General features: G+C 68.2%; 19 protein-coding genes. 11 read left to right on the forward strand and 8 right to left on the reverse strand.

Going from position 1 to position 19,271, the window contains the following annotated elements:
- Positions 1-59 precede the first annotated feature (59 nt).
- Positions 60-1,919 (forward strand): serine/threonine-protein kinase, encoded by a 1,860-nt coding sequence (locus ACV7NQ_RS10115; protein WP_463359380.1) that lies wholly within the window; start codon positions 60-62, stop codon positions 1,917-1,919.
- A 287-nt stretch (positions 1,920-2,206) separates the two neighbouring features.
- Entirely contained in the window at positions 2,207-3,388 is a 1,182-nt protein-coding gene (tuf, locus tag ACV7NQ_RS10120; protein WP_463359381.1) for an elongation factor Tu, read from the forward strand.
- 65 nt (positions 3,389-3,453) lie between these two features.
- Here tuf and ACV7NQ_RS10125 read toward each other — a convergent pair whose 3' ends face one another.
- On the reverse strand, positions 3,454-4,284 hold the full coding sequence (locus tag ACV7NQ_RS10125; protein ID WP_463359382.1) for a GNAT family N-acetyltransferase: 831 nt from the start codon (positions 4,282-4,284) through the stop codon (positions 3,454-3,456).
- Between the two features lie 84 nt (positions 4,285-4,368).
- Complete coding sequence (locus ACV7NQ_RS10130; protein ID WP_463359383.1) at positions 4,369-4,650, reverse strand: hypothetical protein; 282 nt, start codon at positions 4,648-4,650, stop codon at positions 4,369-4,371.
- A gap of 296 nt (positions 4,651-4,946) precedes the next feature.
- Here ACV7NQ_RS10130 and ACV7NQ_RS10135 point away from each other — a divergent pair, with 296 nt between their 5' ends.
- Positions 4,947-5,390 carry a hypothetical protein gene (locus ACV7NQ_RS10135; protein ID WP_463359384.1) on the forward strand — a complete coding sequence of 148 codons (444 nt, stop codon included), beginning with the start codon at positions 4,947-4,949 and terminating at the stop codon, positions 5,388-5,390.
- 47 nt (positions 5,391-5,437) lie between these two features.
- On the opposite strand, the gene ACV7NQ_RS10140 is transcribed toward ACV7NQ_RS10135, so the two are convergent.
- Positions 5,438-6,565 (reverse strand): acyl-CoA dehydrogenase family protein, encoded by a 1,128-nt coding sequence (locus tag ACV7NQ_RS10140; RefSeq protein ID WP_463359385.1) that lies wholly within the window; start codon positions 6,563-6,565, stop codon positions 5,438-5,440.
- Positions 6,566-6,574: 9 nt separating this feature from the next.
- Positions 6,575-7,747, reverse strand: coding sequence for an acyl-CoA dehydrogenase family protein (locus ACV7NQ_RS10145; RefSeq protein ID WP_463359386.1), 1,173 nt, complete (start codon positions 7,745-7,747; stop codon positions 6,575-6,577).
- 209 nt (positions 7,748-7,956) lie between these two features.
- Here ACV7NQ_RS10145 and ACV7NQ_RS10150 point away from each other — a divergent pair, with 209 nt between their 5' ends.
- Entirely contained in the window at positions 7,957-8,670 is a 714-nt protein-coding gene (locus ACV7NQ_RS10150) for a hypothetical protein (RefSeq protein ID WP_463359387.1), read from the forward strand.
- 180 nt (positions 8,671-8,850) lie between these two features.
- Here the strand turns inward: ACV7NQ_RS10150 and ACV7NQ_RS10155 are convergent, their stop codons facing one another.
- Positions 8,851-9,999 (reverse strand): epoxide hydrolase family protein, encoded by a 1,149-nt coding sequence (locus tag ACV7NQ_RS10155; protein ID WP_463359388.1) that lies wholly within the window; start codon positions 9,997-9,999, stop codon positions 8,851-8,853.
- Between the two features lie 97 nt (positions 10,000-10,096).
- On the opposite strand from ACV7NQ_RS10155, the gene ACV7NQ_RS10160 reads away from it, so the two are divergent.
- On the forward strand, positions 10,097-11,062 hold the full coding sequence (locus tag ACV7NQ_RS10160; RefSeq protein ID WP_463359389.1) for a helix-turn-helix transcriptional regulator: 966 nt from the start codon (positions 10,097-10,099) through the stop codon (positions 11,060-11,062).
- A 129-nt stretch (positions 11,063-11,191) separates the two neighbouring features.
- On the opposite strand, the gene ACV7NQ_RS10165 is transcribed toward ACV7NQ_RS10160, so the two are convergent.
- Positions 11,192-12,088, reverse strand: a complete 897-nt coding sequence (locus ACV7NQ_RS10165; RefSeq protein ID WP_463359390.1) for an SMP-30/gluconolactonase/LRE family protein — start codon at positions 12,086-12,088, stop codon at positions 11,192-11,194.
- 114 nt (positions 12,089-12,202) lie between these two features.
- On the opposite strand from ACV7NQ_RS10165, the gene ACV7NQ_RS10170 reads away from it, so the two are divergent.
- From ACV7NQ_RS10170 to ACV7NQ_RS10190, 5 genes are all read left to right on the forward strand, one after another.
- The gene (locus ACV7NQ_RS10170) at positions 12,203-12,928 is read left to right on the forward strand and encodes an alpha/beta hydrolase (RefSeq protein WP_463359391.1); all 726 of its coding nucleotides are present in this window, start codon (positions 12,203-12,205) and stop codon (positions 12,926-12,928) included.
- 37 nt (positions 12,929-12,965) lie between these two features.
- Positions 12,966-13,343: a hypothetical protein gene (locus tag ACV7NQ_RS10175; RefSeq protein WP_463359392.1), complete on the forward strand. Its 378-nt coding sequence runs from the start codon at positions 12,966-12,968 to the stop codon at positions 13,341-13,343.
- Positions 13,336-14,604, forward strand: a complete 1,269-nt coding sequence (locus ACV7NQ_RS10180; RefSeq protein ID WP_463359393.1) for a WXG100 family type VII secretion target — start codon at positions 13,336-13,338, stop codon at positions 14,602-14,604. Before ACV7NQ_RS10175 ends, ACV7NQ_RS10180 begins: the two co-directional genes overlap by 8 nt.
- A complete protein-coding gene (locus ACV7NQ_RS10185; protein ID WP_463359394.1) occupies positions 14,601-15,506 on the forward strand; it encodes an ESX secretion-associated protein EspG in 906 nt (301 codons plus the stop codon). Before ACV7NQ_RS10180 ends, ACV7NQ_RS10185 begins: the two co-directional genes overlap by 4 nt.
- Before the next feature lie 178 nt (positions 15,507-15,684).
- Positions 15,685-15,894, forward strand: a complete 210-nt coding sequence (locus ACV7NQ_RS10190; RefSeq protein ID WP_463359395.1) for a hypothetical protein — start codon at positions 15,685-15,687, stop codon at positions 15,892-15,894.
- Between the two features lie 6 nt (positions 15,895-15,900).
- Here ACV7NQ_RS10190 and ACV7NQ_RS10195 read toward each other — a convergent pair whose 3' ends face one another.
- Positions 15,901-16,524, reverse strand: coding sequence for a phosphoribosyltransferase (locus ACV7NQ_RS10195; RefSeq protein WP_463359396.1), 624 nt, complete (start codon positions 16,522-16,524; stop codon positions 15,901-15,903).
- Between the two features lie 11 nt (positions 16,525-16,535).
- Positions 16,536-17,390, reverse strand: a complete 855-nt coding sequence (locus ACV7NQ_RS10200) for a carbon-nitrogen hydrolase family protein (RefSeq protein ID WP_463359397.1) — start codon at positions 17,388-17,390, stop codon at positions 16,536-16,538.
- Between the two features lie 62 nt (positions 17,391-17,452).
- Between ACV7NQ_RS10200 and ACV7NQ_RS10205 the strand changes: the two genes are divergently transcribed.
- Entirely contained in the window at positions 17,453-19,249 is a 1,797-nt protein-coding gene (locus ACV7NQ_RS10205) for a DEAD/DEAH box helicase (protein ID WP_463359398.1), read from the forward strand.
- Positions 19,250-19,271 lie beyond the last annotated feature (22 nt).

The raw sequence follows: 19,271 nt of genomic DNA on the forward strand, positions 1-19,271 counted from the left end.
CTTATGCTGTACGCCTGTTCATCGGTGGGTCCCGATGAGCGGCGGGAAGTGGAGCAGACATGCTGGCCAGCGGTGACGTTTTCGCCGGTTATGTCATCGATCGGCAATTGGGTCGCGGTGGCATGGGTTCGGTCTACCTGGCGAAACATCCGCGCCTGCCGCGGATGACGGCGCTGAAGCTGTTGAACAGGGAGATGTTCTTCGACAAGGAGGTGCGGGCGAGGTTCGAACGGGAGGCGGATCTGGTCGCCCAGCTCGACCACCCCAGTATCGTCACGGTGTACGACCGCGGCCTCGACGACGAGCAGCTGTGGATCTCGATGCAGTACGTCGACGGCATCGACGCCGCGTCGGTGGATCCCGAGAAGCTGCCGCCGGAGCGTGCGGTGCAGATCATCAAGGAAACCGCAGACGCGCTCGACTACGCGCATGGCATGGGCGTACTGCACCGCGACGTCAAGCCGGCGAACATCCTGCTGGCCCGCTCGGGCAGCGGCCGCGGTGAACGGGTCTACCTGACCGACTTCGGCATCGCGCGGCTGCGCGACGACACCGGCCATCTCACCCAGACCGGCACCTTCACCGCGACCCTGGCCTACGCGTCGCCGGAGCAACTGACCGGCGCAACGCTGGATCATCGATCGGATCAGTATTCGCTGGCGTGCTCGCTGTTCTGGCTGTTCACCGGCACCGGCCCGTTCGCGGCGACCAACCCGGCCGCCGTGATCCAGGGTCACCTGCAGGGCGCGCCGCCCGCGCTCAGCAGCTCTCGCCCCGGACTGCCCTACGCCCTGGACAGCGTGCTGGCCAGGGCGATGGCGAAGCGCCCAGACGACAGGTACGCCTCCTGTTCGGAGTTCGCCGCCGCCGCGCGCCACGCGCTCGTCAATCCCAGCGTGCCGTCGATGCCGGTGGTCGGTGGGCCGCGTCCGGTCACCGGCCCTGGCACACCGATCGCCGGTGGGCCGCGGCCGCAGACCGGACCGCCGATTCCGGTGACGGGCATGCCGTATCCGGTGGCCAACGGACCAGCACCGCAGACCAGCGGACCGCACTCGCTGACCGGGCCGCCCATGACCAACCCGCCGCCCCGAACACCGGTGCAGCACCAGCCGATTCAGCACCAGCACCAACCCATGCAGCCCGGGCCGACGCACCAGCAGTCGGGCCCGAACCATCAGCAGTCCGGGCCGGCCCGTCCGTACAACCCGCAGCAAGGATTCGGATTCGCCACACCGCCCGGTCCGCCGGGGCCGCCGGTCGGTGGCATGCGGCGGCCGTCGCACGGTCAACCGCCGCGACGAAAGTCGAACGCCGGGCTCATCATCGGCATCGGTGTGGCCGCGGTGGTATTGATCCTGGTGGCGCTACTGGTCATCGGGGCGATGTCGGGCAGCAATACGTCGTCCAACAGCCGGGGCACCAGCACGTCGTCCTCGTCGGGCAACGGCGGTTCAGTGACCCCGAACGCGGACGCGATCAGCGCCGCGTTCCCCCGCATGGTGCCCACCTCCAAGACCGGCGACGCCGGCTACAACGGCGCGCACTGCATCGCGGCCGATCCGTCGTCCCCATCGCCGCCGACCACCGGCTCACCGGATTTCGGCAAATGGGTCTACGAATGGGATTGCTACGGCGGCGGCGACAGCTCCGACCCCGACCCGTTCTACACAATCTTCGTCTACAACTCCGCCGCGGACGTGCAGTCGGTGGTGAACAGCCTGCCGACGAACACCAAGTCGACCGATACCAATGGCGGCAAGTCGTACACGAACTACAAGTACACGAACGACGGGCCGAAGATCCTCACCGTCTTCACCGGCGACAAGAACCGCGCCCAGTTCCTGATGTACACCGACGGCCTAGCAGGCAGCATCGACAAGGCGTTGCGCTGGTGGCGCAGTGCACCTTTGAGCTGACTACCCGAGCCAGCTCACCGGCCGGACGCGAAAAACCCTTCGCGCGCGGCCGGTCTCGTCTCCTACCATTCTCGACATGTTCAGCTACGCCATCGCTCGGCGGTCCGCAGTCGCGGACGCGATGGCGGCTGCCCTGGCAGCGTCGGCAGCACTTGCCGCGCAGCTCGACGGCGCCCGAAGCTGACCTTCCCCGGGATGTCCCGGGACCTCGGACGGGGAAGGTCTCCCCATCGCAGAGGTTCCGTCATCGACATTCGGCGCCAGCCGAACGCAACCAGGGAAATCCCATGTCCAAGAAGACATATGTCCGTACCAAGCCGCACCTCAACATCGGCACCATGGGTCATGTCGATCATGGCAAAACCACCCTCACGGCCGCGATCACCAAGGTGCTCGCCGAGCAGGGTGGCGCCAGCTTCGTACCCTTCGACCGGATCGACCGGGCGCCGGAGGAGGCGCTGCGCGGTATCACCATCAATATTGCGCACGTCGAATATGAAACGGCCACAAGGCATTACGCGCACATCGACATGCCGGGCCACGCCGACTTCGTGAAGAACATGATCACCGGCGCCTCCCAGCTGGACGGCGCCATCCTCGTGGTCTCCGCGCAGGACGGCGTGATGCCGCAAACGGCCGAGCATGTGCTGCTGGCGCGTCAGGTCGGTGTCGAGCACATCGTGGTGGCCCTCAACAAGGCCGACGCGGGTGACCCGGAGCTGCTCGACCTGATCGAGCTGGAGGTTCGTGACCTGCTCACCGCCCAGGGCTACCCGGGCGGGGAGTTGCCGGTCGTCCGGGTTTCGGGGCTGCGTGCGCTGGAAGGCGACGAGCGATGGACGGCTGCGCTGCTGGAACTGCTGGACGCAGTGGATACCCACGTGCCCATTCCCGTCCGGTACACCGACGCGCCGTTCCTGCTTCCGGTGGAGAACGTCCTGACCATTACCGGTCGGGGCACCGTCGTCACCGGCGCGGTGGAACGTGGCCAGGTCCGGCTCGGCGACCGGGTCGAGCTGCTCGGCCTCGACGGCGAGTCGCTGACCACGGTAGTCACCGGGGTGGAAACCTTCGGCCGGACTATGGAGTTCGCGGAAGCGGGCGACAATGTCGCGCTGCTGCTGCGCGGCGTGCAACGCGGTCAGGTCCGTCGTGGCCAGGTCGTCGCGGAGCCGGGCAGCATCGCGGTGCACACCGGGTTCACCGCCCGGGTGTACCTGCTCGGCACGGCGGAGGGTGGCAGGCGCACGCCGATCACCTCCGGCTACCGCCCGCAGTTCTACGTGCGGACGGGCGATGTCGTGGGCGATGTGACCCTGCCCGGCGACACCGGCATGGCCCGGCCCGGTGAGACGGTCGAACTGACCGTACGGCTCGGCCGCCCGGTTCCGCTGGAGCCGGGACTCGGCTTCGCCATCCGTGAGGGCGGGCGCACCGTCGGCGCCGGCACGGTGCTGGCCACCGACTAGCGACCGCGGGCGCGGGGATCCGCATCATGCGGCTCCCCGCGCTTCGCCGCGAAATAGGCGCGGTATCAGGTGAATTGGTAGCGCACGAATTCCTGGACCGGTTCGAAGCCGATGGCCTGGTAGATCTTGTTCGAGGTCGGGTTGTCGGTGTCGGCGAACAGGCAGACGTCGATGCCCCTGGTGCGCAGCGTGCGGGCGACGTGCGCGGTGAGGATGCTGGCGTAGCCGTGGCCACGTTCGGCGGGCGGGGTATAGACGGGACCGATGCGCGACCAGCCGAGCGCGGGTATTTGATGGGCCGCCAGGCAGACCGGCCTGCCCTCGTGTTCCCAGAGCCACCAGCGGCCCGCCGCGATCCGATTGGTGACGACCGCGGCGGTCCAGCCCTGCGGGGCCATCCCGGACTCGACGCGCATGGCCTCGGCCCAGGCGGCGCACAGTTCGGCGTCGGATTCGACGGCGCGGCGCGATGATCCGGCGGCGCTCGGCACTCGCAGGGCGCCGAGCCGGTACAGCCGGGTGGCAAAGGAACGCCGGTGCCCGACACCGCGCAGCGCACTCCAGCGCTCGCCGAATCGGGTGACGTGATCGAGCGTTCCCTCGACCCCGCCTGCCGCCGGAGCGACCTCGGCCAGCGCCTCGGCGACGGCATCCACACTGCCGTCGGGCAACTCACCGAGATACAGGTCGCGACCCGCCCCGCGCATGGCGACACCGACCACGGTGTCGCCATCGTGCACCGACAGGAACCGCGACGGCTCGCGTTCGCCGTCCAGACCGCCGATGGAGTTGGCAATGCTCGTGGTGACGACGGTGTGCCGCAGCGGATCATGGCCGAGGAACGTTTCCGTCCGCGATCGGAACTCCGCGGGGTCGGTGGTGATCTCGATCCTCATGCCGATCACGCTAGGCCCCCAAGGTGCTGCGCGCTCGTTATTTTCACACCGGGCACAGCACCCGACGGCTTATGAACCGGTGGCTCAGTCGGTTTCGCCGCCACCTGCCCGTAGCCGCAGCAGAACCAAGCCCGCGGTGCACGCGAGAATCAGCCCGGCAACGGTGATTTCGACACGTAGGCCGGCGATGCCGAGGACGGCCCCGACGATTCCGCCGATGAAGATCAGCCAGGCGAGCGTCCGCGACAGGATCGTGAACAGAGTTCGCACGGGCGGGTTCGACACCATACGCTGCGGTGTCGCCGGGGCCGCCGCAGTGGTGGCCGCGGCCGCGCCGCGCAGCCGGGTTGTCGAGTAAGCTGCCATCATCTACTCCTCGGTGACGCCGATTAGAGAATTGCTATCGCGCAAATCGCTCAGCGCGTCTCTCATCTGGGTACAGGCGTCTCACGCGTAACTTTGCTGACATACGCTACGACTCGCCCACGCGGCGTGACTACGACACGTGCCCGCGACACGCCGAAGAGATCAATTCGATATCTGAATTACTGATGTTTAAATGTGCCGGTTCGGCACACCCCCCAAGCGACTTCTCACCTGGCCGGGGCGACCCGCCTGGGTTAATGTGAGCCCCAACTCGAAACACACGAGGAGTGTCACCGATGGAGAGCAGTAGGGCCAAGATCGCCGGTCCGGCGATTGCCGCAGGCGCGGTCTCCCTCGGTCTCGTGCTGATCGGCGCCTGCGGAGTCGGCAAGCACGACACTTACGTGGCTCCCCCGCCGATCAAATCCGCGGCCGAGGTCGACGCCCCGGTCCGGGAAAGCACCGGCAAGACCGTGCCGAAGGTGTTGATACCGCCCTCGCCCAGTTGGCAGGTCGCCCCGGACCGGCCGCCCAGGGCCGCCGGCTTCACCGTGCCGCCGTTGTCGACCCCCGGGGAAACCACGTCCCGGCCCGGTCGGACGACCACTCTGAACAACAGCACCACCCCGTTACCACCGCCTCCGCCGCCGATCGTCACGACCGAGCCCGACGAACCGGCGACCACCACCTGGACGTCACCGAGCACCACCGCCGGCAGTCCGTACCACGACGGCGAGTGACCCGCGGCGGTGCGTGCGCCGAGTGGCGCACACACCGCCGCAAGGGCTTACAGCTCCGCCAGGTCGTACTCGCCGACCCGATCGCTCAGCACCCGCAGGTGCTCGAACCCGCCGCCGAGGGTGCGCTCAATGGCGGTGAGCCTGGCGACGTAATGGCCGACCGGGTACTCCGCGGTGACGGCGATACCGCCGTGCATCTGAATCGCTTCCTGGCCGATATGCCTGCCCGAGCGACCGACTTGCAGGCGGGCCCGCGACGCGACAACGGGGTCTTCGGCGCCGTCGGCCAGTGACGCGGTCGCGTACAAACTCATGCTGCGCGCCAGTTCCAGCGAGACGTACATGTTCGCGGCCCGCTGGGTCAGCGTCTGGAACTTCGACAGCGTAACCCCGAATTGCTTGCGCGTCCGCAGGTATTCGGCGGTAAGCCGCAATGCTTCCTCCATCGCACCGACGGATTCCGCGCAGAGCCCGGCCTGGGCGTGGCCGATCGTCGAGGCAATAGCCTCGGCGGCATCGCGGTTGTCACCCAGCAATTCGGCAGGCGCCTTGTCGAGTTCGATCTGAGCGCCGCGCTGTCCATCGAAGGTCCGATACGACTTGCGGACCACGCCTGCGGCATCCAGACCGACCAGGAACAGGCCGACGCCGCCACCGGGCAGCACCGCGCCGACCACCAGTTCGTCGGCGCAGTCGCCGTGTGGGACCGGGTTCTTGATGCCGGTCAGCACGTACGAATCACCCTGCGCCACAGCGGTTGTGGTGAGCTCGGTGGACGGCCGGCGCACGCCGGGCTCGGCGTGCGCGAAGGCGAGCAGCTTGTTGCCCTCGGCGACCTCGGGCAGGATCCGCTGCCGCTGTTCGGCGCTGCCGACCCGGGCGATCAGACCGCCGGGCACCAGCACCGCGTCCAGAATCGGCTCGGGCGCGAGCCTGCGGCCGACCTCTTCGAGCACGAGGTTCGTCTCCACCGGTCCGGCGCCGACGCCGCCATCCTCCTCGGTGAAGCTCAGACCGAGCACGCCGAGTTCGGCCAGCTGGCGCCACACGTCGCGGCTCCAGCCGAGTTCGGTGTCGATCACCTTCAGCCGGGACTCGGGATCGTAGTTGCGGGCAAGCAGATCGCGGACGGTGTCGCGCAGCATGACCTGTTCATCGGTGAGTTCGAAATCCATGGTGTTGCCTCACAATCCGAGGATCGTGGAGGCGATGATGGTGCGCTGCACCTCGCTCGAACCTCCGTAGATGGTTGTCTTGCGGTAGTTCAGATAGCTGGGGCCACTGCGCTGCGCCCAGCCGGGCGAGGCGATGTCGTCGGCGTCGACCGGCAGTGCGTCTTGGCCCGCGATGTCGAGCAGCAGTTCGGTGGCGGCCTGCTGCAGCTCCGAGCCGCGCAGTTTCAGCACCGAGGAGGCCGGATTCGGTTTACCCTCTACGGAATTGGAGACCACGCGCAGCTGGGTGATCTCCAGCGCAAGAAGTTCGTTCTCCAGCTCAGCCACCCTGGCCGCGAAGACCGGGTCCCCGAGCAGCGTGCCCGAGCCCGACTTGGTCTGGCGCGCATAGTCCTTCGCGACACCGATCTTGACCTTGGTGCGGCCGACGCCGGTGATGCCGGTGCGCTCGTTGCCGAGCAGGAACTTGGCGTAGGTCCAGCCCATGTTTTCCTCGCCGACCAGCTGATCGGCGGGCACCCGGACATTCTCGAAGAAGACCTCGTTCACCTCGTAGCTGCCGTCGATCAGTTTGATCGGGCGGACGGTGACGCCGGGGCTCTTCACGTCGAACAGCAGGAAGGAGATGCCAGCCTGCTTCTTCGGCGCGTTCAGGTCGGTGCGCACGAGACAGAAGATCCAGTCGGCGTACTGCGCGAGGGTGGTCCAGATCTTTTGGCCGTTGACGATGTAGGAGTCGCCGTCGCGCACCGCGGTGGTGCGCAGCGAAGCCAGGTCCGATCCGGCGTCGGGCTCGGAGAAGCCCTGGCACCACCAGATATCCAGTGCCGCGGTGGGCGGCAGGAAGCGCTCCTTGATCTCCTGCGAGCCGAAGTGCGCGATCACCGGGCCGACCATCTGGGCGTTGAAGGTGAGCGGCTCGGGCACCGAGGCCAGCTGCATCTCGTCCTGCCAGATGTGCCGCTGCATCGACGTCCAGTCCTTGCCGCCCCACTCCACCGGCCAGTTCGGCACGGCGAGACCATGGTCATTGAGGATCTTGTGCGCGGTGACGATGTCGTCGCGGGACAGTTCGCGGCCGTATTTCACGCGCTCGCGGATGTCTTCGGGGATCTCGGTCCGATAGAACTGTCGCAGCTCGTCGCGGAAGGCGGCCTCGTCGGGGGACAGGGATATTTTCATACGCAACTCCCGTTGTGTCTCGTACGTCCGAGTCAAACCTACCCTCCGGTAATCTCTCACTGTCGATTGGATCGCAGCGGGAGGACACGCGTAGACGGTCGAGCAAGCGGACTACCGCCACCGGCTACCTAGGCGACGAAAGCGACGAACTGGTACGTTGCTGGCGTGGGTTGGGAACCCTGGGAAATCGGGATCTAGGAGTAGAACAAGTGAACGGCAGATCAATCGCACGCGCCGCCGCGGCAGTCACTTCCCTCGGCATCGGTGCGGTTCTGGCCCTCACCGGCACGGCCGCGGCCGAACCAGCCGCGCCCTCCCCCGTCGACACCGGTCTCGCCGAGCTCGCCGACGCCGCCGGAACCGACCCGATCGCGCAGGCGGGCGTCGCCACCCTCCGGCAGTACGCCGATCTGGTGAAGGTGTCCGACTTGCGCCACGTCGCCAGCGCCTTCATCCCGTTCGCCTACGCGGCACCGACCTTCGGCTGCGGCAGCAGCGGCCCCATCACCACCATCATCGCCGCGGCCACCACCAACGGCCCCATCCCGGACGAGGGCGACAACCCCGAACCGGGCACCCTGCGTTTCAGCGCCACCCCCGCGCACTCGGGTTCGCCACTCGCCTCCGGACTGGTCGTCGCCTGGGTCAACCTCAACACCGGCGCAAGCGGCCTCGACACGCTCGACGACCGGACCGAAATGGGCCTGCCGACGCTGTCGAAGACCGTGAACAGCGGACCCGGCACCCTGCTCGCCTCGATGTGGGGCATCATCGACTACCCGTTCGCGCACTGCGTGATGACACCGACGGTCGGCATCTTCGCGGTCCCGAACGCGCCGGCGCCCGTCCCCGCCGCCCCGGCCCCCGCTGTCCCCGGCGCAAACCTCGTCGACCCCGGTAATGCCCAACCGGCGCCCGCTTGATTCGCCCCTTCCGGCTCCCCCGGACCAGGCCCAAGCCGCTCCCGCGTCGATGCGCCATTGGTGCGAACTTTCGAAAGGCTTACTCAGCCATCGTTTCTGACGTGGGCACCAGATCGCCGCGTTGCCCAGCAGGTTCGTCGGCCGGCACCACCCATCAGAGGCGTTGCCGGTCAACGGTTTTCAGCGGACCTTCGCGAAGAAGGTGCGGACATCGGCGGCATGCATTTCCGGGAGTTCCATGGGGACGAAGTGATTGCCGGTGTTGCCGTCGGGCCAGTGGGCGATGATGTTGTCGCGCTCGGCGAGTCGGAGCATCAGCGCCGAGCCGCCCGCGTAAACGCCGGTGGGGACCAGCTTTTGGCCGGTGGGCCAAGCAAATCCGTTGTCGCCGAGGCCGTTGTACATCGGCCAAGACGACGTGGCCGCGGTGTTGGTGAACCAGTAGAGGGCGATATTGGTCAGCAGGTGATCGCGATCCATCACATCCTCGGCCAGGTCGGCAAGCGGGGTGAATTCGTTGAACTTCTGCATCAGCCAGGCCAGCAGGCCAACCGGGGAATCGGCCCAGGCGTGGGCGAAGGTCTGCGGCGCCGCGTGCAGTAGGACGTGGTGGTTGACGCCGCCGGTCATCCACTGCTGCATCAGATCCCACTCGGCGCGCTCGTCCGGGGTCATGGTGGGGACGTCGACCGCGGTCGGCATACCGATGCCGCCGTCGATGTGCACGCCGACCATACGATCGGAGGCGGCGATCGCCATTTCGGGCGCGACGTAGGCGCCGAGATCGCCGCCCTGGGCGCCGTAGCGCTCGTAGCCGAGGCGGTCCATCAGTGTCACCCACATCTCGGCCACCCGGCGCACCGTCATACCGGTTTCCTTCGGCGCTTCGGAGAAAGCGAAACCCGGGACCGACGGGACCACGACATGGAACGCCTGCGCCGGGTCGAGGCCGTTCGCACGCGGATCCGTCAGCAGCCCAATGATTTTGGTGAACTCGACGAACGAGTTGGGCCAGCCGTGCGTGAGGAGCAGCGGCAAGGCGTCCGGCTCCGGTGAACGCACGTGCAGGAAATGCACGTCGTGGCCGTCGATTTCGGTGATGAACTGCGGGAACTCGTTCAGCGCCGCCTCCTGTGCCCGCCAGTCGTAGCCGCTGCGCCAGTATTCGGCCAGGTCCTTCAGGTAGTCGACCGGGACGCCACGATCCCAACCCGCACCGGGCAGCTGCGCCGACCAGCGGGTGCGCGCCAGCCGGTCGAGCAGATCGTCGAGGTCCGCCTGCGGGATGTCGATGCGGAACGGGCGAATGGCGGTCTGGTCGTTGCTCATCGGTGGGGCTCCTTGCCTGTCGGTCATTCGGTTCGTGATCGAAGGTAGAGCCGATATAGGACCATCTATGTCCTAGTCGTCTGGAATCCTGAAAATCATGAATGACACCCCTGCCCGACTGCTGCGCCTGCTCTCGCTACTGCAGACGCCCCGCGAATGGCCGGGCAGCGAACTGGCCGACCGACTCGGCGTCACCGATCGCACCGTGCGCCGCGATATAGGCCGGCTGCGTGAACTCGGCTATCCGGTAGAGGCGACGATGGGATCGCTGGGCGGCTACCGGCTGGTCGCGGGTTCGGCAATGCCGCCGCTGCTGGTGGACGACGACGAAGCGGTCGCCATCGCGGTGGGTCTGCGTGCGGCCGCCGGGTATGCCGTCACCGGGATCGAGGAGTCGTCGGTCCGCGCATTGGCCAAACTGGAGCAGGTGCTGCCCGCGCAACTGCGGCGGCGCGTGCGGGTGCTCGGCACGGCCATGGTCCTGCCTAGCGAGGACGGTCCGTCGGTCGACCCGGAGGTGCTCACCGCCTTGGCCGCGGCCGTAACCAACAGGGAGCGAGTGCGTTTCGCCTATTGCGGCGGCACCGGCGCCGAGACCCGGCGGCATGTTGAGCCTGCCGGTCTCGTCACCTCGCGCCGCCGCTGGTATCTCGTCGGCTACGACATCGACCGCGACGGCTGGCGCATCTTCCGCCTGGATCGCGTCGAGCGCCCGCACGCCACCGGCGCACGTTGCACGCGACGCGAACTACCGGCCGCCGATCCCGCCGCATATGTGGCCGGACGCCGAACCGATTGGGGTACACCGGCTTTCCGCGTCAGCGTGACCATCCGGGCACCGGCCGGACAGATCATCGGCCGACTCGGCGACGCCAAGGGCGAAGTAGCCGCGATAGACGACAACTCCTGCCGACTGGACGCCACCCGCGACGATGCACCGGAATGGTTGGCCCACCGCCTGATCGGGCTCGGCGCCGACTTCCAGGTCCACCAACCGCCCGCATTGATCGCGCAGTTGCGCGCCATCGCCGCCCGGATCGACAAGGCGACGGGCGCACCGTAAGTTCGCACTCTTTCTCGGGATTCGCGCCCACATGGGGCACCCACAACCAGTGCACATCCCGACAAGAGGTACGGCTCTCGACGATCGGTCCAGCGGGCGTTGGTATTCGCCTCAGTGGCCGACACCGCGTCAGCGGGGCAGGCGAATGCGGAGGATCGCGCCGCTCTCGGTGCCCGCGAGGAGTTCGTCGGTGTGGCCGGGTACCGCGACGACGGAGGTCATCGACTGGGCGGTCAGCACGGCGCAGGCGGTGTTCCGGTCCGGGTCGATGCGGACCAGTTGGCCGGAGATGGTGGTGACGTAGAGGATGCCGTCGCGATCGACCAGGTCGTCGGCGAAGTCGGGGATGCCGGGCAACGTCGAGGACAGGTCGGCGACGACGGTCTGGGCGGCCGGGTCGTCGATCGACATGCGCAGCACCCGGCCGAGCGGATTGCCGTTGGCGGTGAGGTAGATCGAGCGGTCGCGCACGACGATGCCGTTGGCGCCGGTCTTGGACGCCCGTGCGGTCCAGTCGCTGTCGACGGTAGTGTCCGGGCGGATCCGGATCACACCGGACATGGCGGCGATGTAGAGATTGCCCGCCGAGTCGAAGGCGGCGCCGTTGGGCACGGTGAACCCGGTGGCGAACGGCTCGGGCTTCGGGTCGGCGGCGGTCGGGTCGAAACGAACCACGCCGCCGGGGCTGATCACACTGGTGGGCGAGTCGCCGTAGACGACATAGAGCAGTCCATCGGGGCCGCGGCGCACGGCGCCGGGGAATTCGACGTGGACTCGCCCGGTCAGCGTGCCCGCACTGTCATAGCGCTGGACTTCATTGCGGTAGAGGCGCGAAACCCACAGGTTGCCCTGCACGTCGTATCCCACGTTCTCCGACCAGTCGAGGATCGGTATACCGGCGGGCACGGCGGTCGCGGACTGGGCGCGGCCGCACGCGGCGATCGGCTCCGCAGCGGCGGACGGCCCACCGACAGCGCCACAGGCGATGGCGATCAGCGCGGCGATCGGCCAGGAAGGACGGAGCATGCGCAACCGGCACCTCGACTCATGGAACGAACACTGATCGGCAGGGAGTCTAGCCACCCTGCCGAATCGTCGATGATCTCGACTGAAACGCAGAAGGTTTGGCACTATCTGTGGATGCCATTTTTCGATAGCGCTCGTGGCCGTATGCACTATCGGCGCTGGCCGGTCGAAGACAGAGCGGGCGTCGTCGTACTACTACCCGGGATCGGGCAGCACAGCGGGCACTATCACCGCTTCGCGCGAACGCCGCGCGCTGCGGGGATCGAGGTGTGGGCGCTGGACACCTCCGGACACGGCTTGAGCGAGGGCGACCCGACCAATCCTGGCAACCTCGCCGAGCTGGTTGCGGACGCGACGACGCTGGTCGAGCTGGTGCAGACGGAGCTACCGGCGACGCCGCTGATCCTGATGGGCCACTCGCTCGGCGCGGTCACGGCCCTCGGCGCGCTCGGCGCGGCGGTGCCGAATGTCGGCTCGGCGACCGACGATTTGAACGCGGTAGAGGCGAACTATCCCCGGACCCCGAGCCTGTTACCGACCGCACTGGTCGGGCTGGTGCTATCCGGCGTGCCGAAGCGGGCACTGGGCGGCGGCAACCCCGGGGCACCCGGTTCGCCACTGCCGAACACCCTTCCGGTACTTGCCTTGCACGGCGTCGACGACCGCCGTGCCCCCATCGATGCGATGAGGGTCTGGACTAGCCGCCACGAATCGGTAGATTTGCGGGAGTACTCCGGAGCCGGACACGATCTGCTGCACGAACCGGTGCAGGCGCGGGTCGCTGCCGACATCACGGAGTGGGTGCGGGGTGTCGTCGTGGGGTTTGCACGACAACCGTGAACTGAAACGCAGCACGATGAGGAAGGGGGACGGCGAGATGTCATCGAATGTGACAGCCCTCAACGCCGCGGTCGAAGAGGGCCAATTGTGGATCGACGGCCTGCTGGTCGCCGAGGGCGCACCCGAACGGTGCGCCCGCCACTACGAACAGCTCGCCGATCAGGTCGAAGCGCAAATCCGCGTGCTGAGCGCCGCGGCCTCGCTGCCTGGGTTCGGCGGGTTCGGATCCGGTGCGTCGCTGCGTCGCGGCTTCGAGGACAAGGCGGGCGGCGCGATGACCCGGCTCCAGCAATACGCCGACGATGCCAGGGAACTCGCGCAGACCTTCCGTGCCGCCGCGGCGGCCTATACCCAGGCCGATGGCGACCTCGCGGCGGCGGTCGATCGGGTCGAGGCGGGAGCAACGCATGCGTAGGATGCCGCGCACCTACGAACGGGGCGCCCACCGCACCGATCCCGACTACGCGCCGAGCGTCGAGATCTTCGACAATCTCTCGCACCAGGAAATCCACGAGGGGGTTCAGCAGCTGAACCCGGCCGTGTTGTCCGAGGGCCAGCAGGCCTGGCAGGGCTCGGCCACCGGGTTGGCGGACGCGGTCGAGCAGGCGCACACCGAGATTCGATCCGCCATCGCCGATGGCTGGCGCGGCGGCGCCGCACAGCACGCCGCCGACGCGGTGCGCTCGTTCGAACAGACCGGGCAGCAGCTCGCGGATGTGATGTCGACGGTGGCGCGGCGACTCGGCCAGGCGGGCGACGCCGCGGAGGCATTGCGCGCCGCGGTCGCCGAACCATCCGGCGCCACACCGGATCTAGCCGCCTCCCTGCTCGATCCCGGCCAGGCAACCAGCAATGTCGCCAGGCAGAAGGCCACCGAGCACGCCCGCCAGGATGTGGTACAGGCGATGGACAGCATCTACTCGAATGCCTTCATCCCCACCGGATCCGGCATCCCCGCCTTCCCGGGCGACGATGTCCCCGCAGCCCCCGAGACGCTGGGCGCCGCGCCCACAGCGCCTGCCGCGATGACACCAACCCTGGCCGCCGACCCGGGAACCCTTGTCGCGCAGCAGGTCTCGTCGTCGGCTTCAGCGGCTGTCACAGCGCAGGCACCGGGGCAGGAGACCACACCGGCGGCGGCCACCGCGACAGCGCCTGCCGCGGTATCGCCTGCCGCCGGTCCGCTCGGCTCACCGGCCGCTGCTGCCTCGACACTCGCCGCGCCCGGTACGGTCCCGGCCGCAGCGGAGGCTCCGATACCGATCACACCGGGCCGCACACCGCAAACCCCCTCGGGCACACCGGTTGTCACCGCCGCGACTACCCAGCCGGTGCTGACACCGACCGTGCCCGGCGTCGGGGGCCCCACCGCCGACGATGAGAAGCGCAAACGCGATGAGCGCCGCCAGGATTCCAACGGCGAAGCGGTCACCGGCGCGGGCGCCGGCGCGATGGGCGGTCTCATGGGCGGCGCGCTGGCCGCGACCGAAACCCCGCGGCAGGGCGGTTCGAGCCTGCCCGCTCGCGCCGCGCATCCCGAGGACGAGGACGACAGCCTGCACTTCGTCGATGACGAACTCACCTTCCTCGAACCTGGTGACGAGGCGGGCGAGCTGATCGGCGCCATGGATCCGACCACACCACCGGTGCTCGGCGAGTGGAGCGAACTGGAGTGAGCTGGACGCTCACGCCGGACCAGTTCGCGCTGGCCTGGGCGCGCACGGACGGCGATCGAATCCCCTATCCCCTTGCGGTCCGACTATCGGCGCGCGACACCGTCGAGCGGGCCGCGCAACTCCCCGCGCTGAACCGCTGGTGCGACCAGGCGCTCGACGCCGACCTGGAGGCGGCGCTGCGCGTGCTGGCCCGGCCGACGGTGCGCGTCGAGATCTTCGGGCAGCACGAGGTCGTCGAGCCGGGCAATGGTTTCGGCCAGGGTGGTGTCCTCGGACCGGGCACGGTGCTCGGGCAGGGCACGGTGCTCGGGCAGGGCACGGTGCTCGGGCAGGGCACGGTGCTCGGGCAGGGCACGGTGCTCGGGCAGGGCACGGGCGCGGCGGGCCTGCGACCGGTGCGCGTACTCGGCGCGGCCGCCGGAAACGTCGCGGTCGTCGCCGCGCAGCGGGCAGGTGCGATACCGGACCGCGGCGGAGACGTCCGGCTGTTCGTCGGCGGCGCGAAAAGCCTGTCCGCCCGGGTGATTTCGATGTTGCCGGAGAACACCCCCGGTGCGGTGGCGCGCATGACCGCACCGCAGGATCGGGTCAAGGAGGACAGCCGCGACCTGGTGACCGTGCCGGTCTCCGGTCCCACGGTGTCCGCCCGGATCCGCAGACTGTTGAAACGGCCCCGCGATGGCATCGGCCAGATCGTGGTCTCGATGCGCCGCGCCGACGGCGAGCTGCGCCCGTTCGGGGTGCTGTGCTGGATCGACGTGGCGGGCGACGGCCGGTACTCGGTACGCACCGGCGCGGATGTCGACATCGTGCCGGTGACCGCAGAACACTTCACCGCACAGTTGCTCCCGATGGTGACCGCCGCGGCCGAACGCACCGTCGCCCACGCCGAACCCTGGTGAGCTGTGCTCCATCAATCATCCGGTACGGCCGGAATACGCGCGGCGACCGAGCTTACGGTGTACGAGTGCCCCTATATGAATTCGAAGGCAAACGGCCTCAGGTAGATCCGACCGCGTTCGTCGCAGCGCCTCGGTCGGAGCGGAAGCCATTGTCGGCAATAGCAGCACCGTGCTCGACATGGCCGAGATCGGCGCGGGCACCATGATCGCCGCGCACTCCCTGGTGCCGCCGCACGCGAAGATCCCCGATGGCGTGCTGGCCGCGGGCGCACCCGCCGAGGTCAAGAAACCGATCGCGGGCTCGCAAGCCGAGAGCTGGGTCAAGCTCAACCCCGGCTGCTACGCGGACCTGGCGCAACGTCATCGCATGAGCACAACCGAGATCTAGCGCGCGTCAACCTAACAGCGCGGTGACCTCATTGTCTTCGAGCTGATGGAAGTCCTGGTAGGCGGCGCCGACTCCGCCGAGCGAGTGCGGCACCCACGGGCAGATCACCGCATCGGCCTCGACACCGACACGGCGCAGCGCCTCGGCCGAGGACACCGGCACGGCGACCACGATCCGCGCGGGCTGTTGCTGCAGCACGACGCGGCAGGCGACTACGACGGTGGCTCCGGTCGCCATGCCGTCATCGACGATCACAACGGTGCGCCCACCCGGCGCGATGGGTTTGGTGTCACCGCGCAGCACGACGCGACGGCGCTCCAGTTCGACGCGCTCGAATTCCTCGATCTCGGCGAACTGTTGCGGCGTAATCCCGGCGTGCTCCAACACATCCGGGTTCAGCACCCGGACCCCGCCCTCTCCGATAGCGCCCATCGCCAGCTCCGGCTGCCACGGCACACCGAGCTTGCGGACCAGCAGAATATCGAGATCACCGCCGATGACATCGCGTACCGCGGCGGCCACCGGAACGCCGCCCCGCGGCAGCCCGAGCACCAGCGGTTCCGACGCGCGCAGGTGCTCGAGCTCAGCGCCCAGCGCGCGACCGGCCGATGCCCGATCGGTGTAGATCATCCATTAGAACGCTACTCCGCAACCCGCTCGGTAATCGCGAATCGACGCAATGCCAGGCTCGGATTGGATGTGCGCACCGCGGCCAACTGATCGAGATGGATTCCGGCGGTCAGGACGCCCGGTTCGTGGCCGAGTTCGGCGAGCACGGCGCCGGTCGGGTCGATGATCATCGACGCGCCGGCACCGCGCGGCGCGCACTGGTCGGCAGCGGCGACATACACGGTGTTCTCGATCGCGCGGGCTCGCAACAGCGTCGTCCACTGATCCACCTTGGCCGGACCCGGGATCCACTGCGCGGGCAACACCAGCACATGCGCGCCCGCCGCCGCCACCCGACGGGAGCCCTCCGGGAAGCGGAGATCAAAACAGGTCTGCATGCCGAACGTCACATCGTCGATCGTGAATGTGGCGGGCGTCTCGATCGCACCGGCCTCGACCACATCGGATTCGAGGTGTCCGAAGGCGTCGTAGAGGTGCACCTTGCGGTACCGCGCGACGAGCGTTCCGTCGGGGGCGAGCGCGACGAGGGTATTGCGGATCCGGTCCGCGCCCGGCGCCACTTCCTCCACCATCCCGGCGACCAGATGCACGCCGAATTCGCGGGCGATCGCGCCGAGACCGGTGACGAACGGCCCGGTCAACGGTTCGGCGGCGGCGACAACCCGCTCGTCGAGCCGGGACACGGCAAACATCGAGTATTCGGGCGCGATCACTGCTTTCGCACCGCGTTCCGCGGCGACCCGGACGTGCTCGCGCAACGCCGCGAGGTTGGCCGACGGATCGGTTCCCGGTGCGAACTGAACGACCGCCACATCCAGCGCAGACGCCGTCGGGTTCTGATGCGTGGACGCACTATCGGGTTGCATACGTCTCACGGTATTGGGCCGGTGGCCGGGAGGGCCACCAGGAGGCAGTAAACTCCTGGTCAATGAGTACCAATCAGGTCGACAGCGTTCCTGGCGACAACGACAGGGACAATGACGGCCCGACCTTCGCCGATCTCGGGATCGATGACCGCATCCTCGCGGCCATCGCCGATGTCGGCTACGAGTCGCCGTCGCCGATTCAGGCCGCGACGATTCCGCCGCTGCTCGGGGGCGCCGATGTGGTCGGGCTCGCCCAGACCGGCACCGGCAAAACCGCGGCATTCGCCATCCCGATCCTGATGGGCATCGAGGCGACCGGCAAACTCCCGCGCGCCCTGGTGCTTGCCCCGACCCGGGAACTGGCGATCCAGGTCGCCGAGGCGTTCGGCCGGTACGCCACGCACATCCCCGGACTGCATGTGCTGCCGATCTACGGCGGCCAGGCCTACGGTGTCCAACTGTCCGGACTACGGCGTGGCACGCATGTGGTCGTCGGCACCCCGGGCCGGGTGATCGACCATCTGGAGAAGGGCACGCTCGACCTGTCGGAGCTGCAGTACCTGGTGCTCGACGAGGCCGACGAGATGCTGAAGATGGGGTTTCAGGAGGACGTGGAACGCATCCTCGCCGACACCCCGCGCGACAAGCAGGTCGCGCTGTTCTCGGCGACCATGCCCTCGGCGATCCGCAGCATCTCCAAGAAGTACCTGCGCGAGCCGGTCGAGATCACGGTCGAGTCGAAGACCTCGACTGCGACCAACATCACCCAGCGCTGGGTGCAGGTGTCGCATCAGCGCAAGCTGGACGCGCTCACCAGGATCCTCGAGGTCGAGTCGTTCGAGGCGATGATCATCTTCGTGCGTACCAAGCAGGCCACCGAGGAGCTGGCCGAAAAGCTGCGCTCCCGTGGCTTTTCCGCGGCCGCCATCAACGGCGATATTGCGCAGAACCAGCGTGAGCGCACCATCGGCCAGCTCAAGTCCGGTTCGCTCGACATCCTGGTCGCCACCGACGTTGCCGCTCGCGGCCTGGACGTGGATCGCATCTCGCACGTGGTCAACTACGACATTCCGCACGACACCGAGTCCTACGTGCACCGCATCGGCCGCACCGGCCGCGCCGGGCGCAGCGGTGAGGCACTGCTTTTCGTGGCGCCGCGGGAACGGCACCTGCTCAAGTCGATCGAGCGGGCCACCCGGCATCCGCTGCAAGAGATGCAGCTGCCCAGCGTGGACGATGTGAACGCGCAGCGCGTCGCCAAGTTCGGTGACGACATCACCGAGAGCCTGACCTCGTCGAACCTCGCGCTGTTCCGCAGGCTCATCGAGGATTACGAACGCGAGCACGACATTCCGCTCGTCGACATCGCGGCGGCGCTCGCGGTGCTCTCCCGCGACGGCGACAACTTCCTGATGCAACCCGAACCGCCGGAGCCAGAGCGGCCGCGCCGGGAACCGCGCGAGCGCGCACCGCGTCGCTTCGAGGACGAGGACGGGTCGCGCGGTAGCGGGCCGTCGCATCATCGGGCGACCGGCACCGAACTGGTGACCTATCGGATCAGTGTCGGCAAGCGGCATCGGGTGGTGCCCGGCGCGATCGTCGGCGCGATCGCCAACGAGGGTGGACTTCGGCGCAGCGACTTCGGGCACATCAGCATCCGCCCGGATCACAGCCTGGTGGAACTGCCGGCGAACCTACCGGCCGAAACGCTGGAAGCCTTGCAGCGCACCAGGATCAGCGGTCAGCTCATCCAGCTGACGCCCGATTACGGCCCGCCGGGACAGCGCTCGTTCAACCGCGCCCCACGGCGCGAAGGCGCCATCGGCAAGCGACCGGAGCGGCGTAAGCCGCGCTCCTGAACCGGGGAGGGTTCATCGAGGT

The sequence above is a fragment of the Nocardia sp. Tas62D01 genome (genome assembly GCF_055232035.1).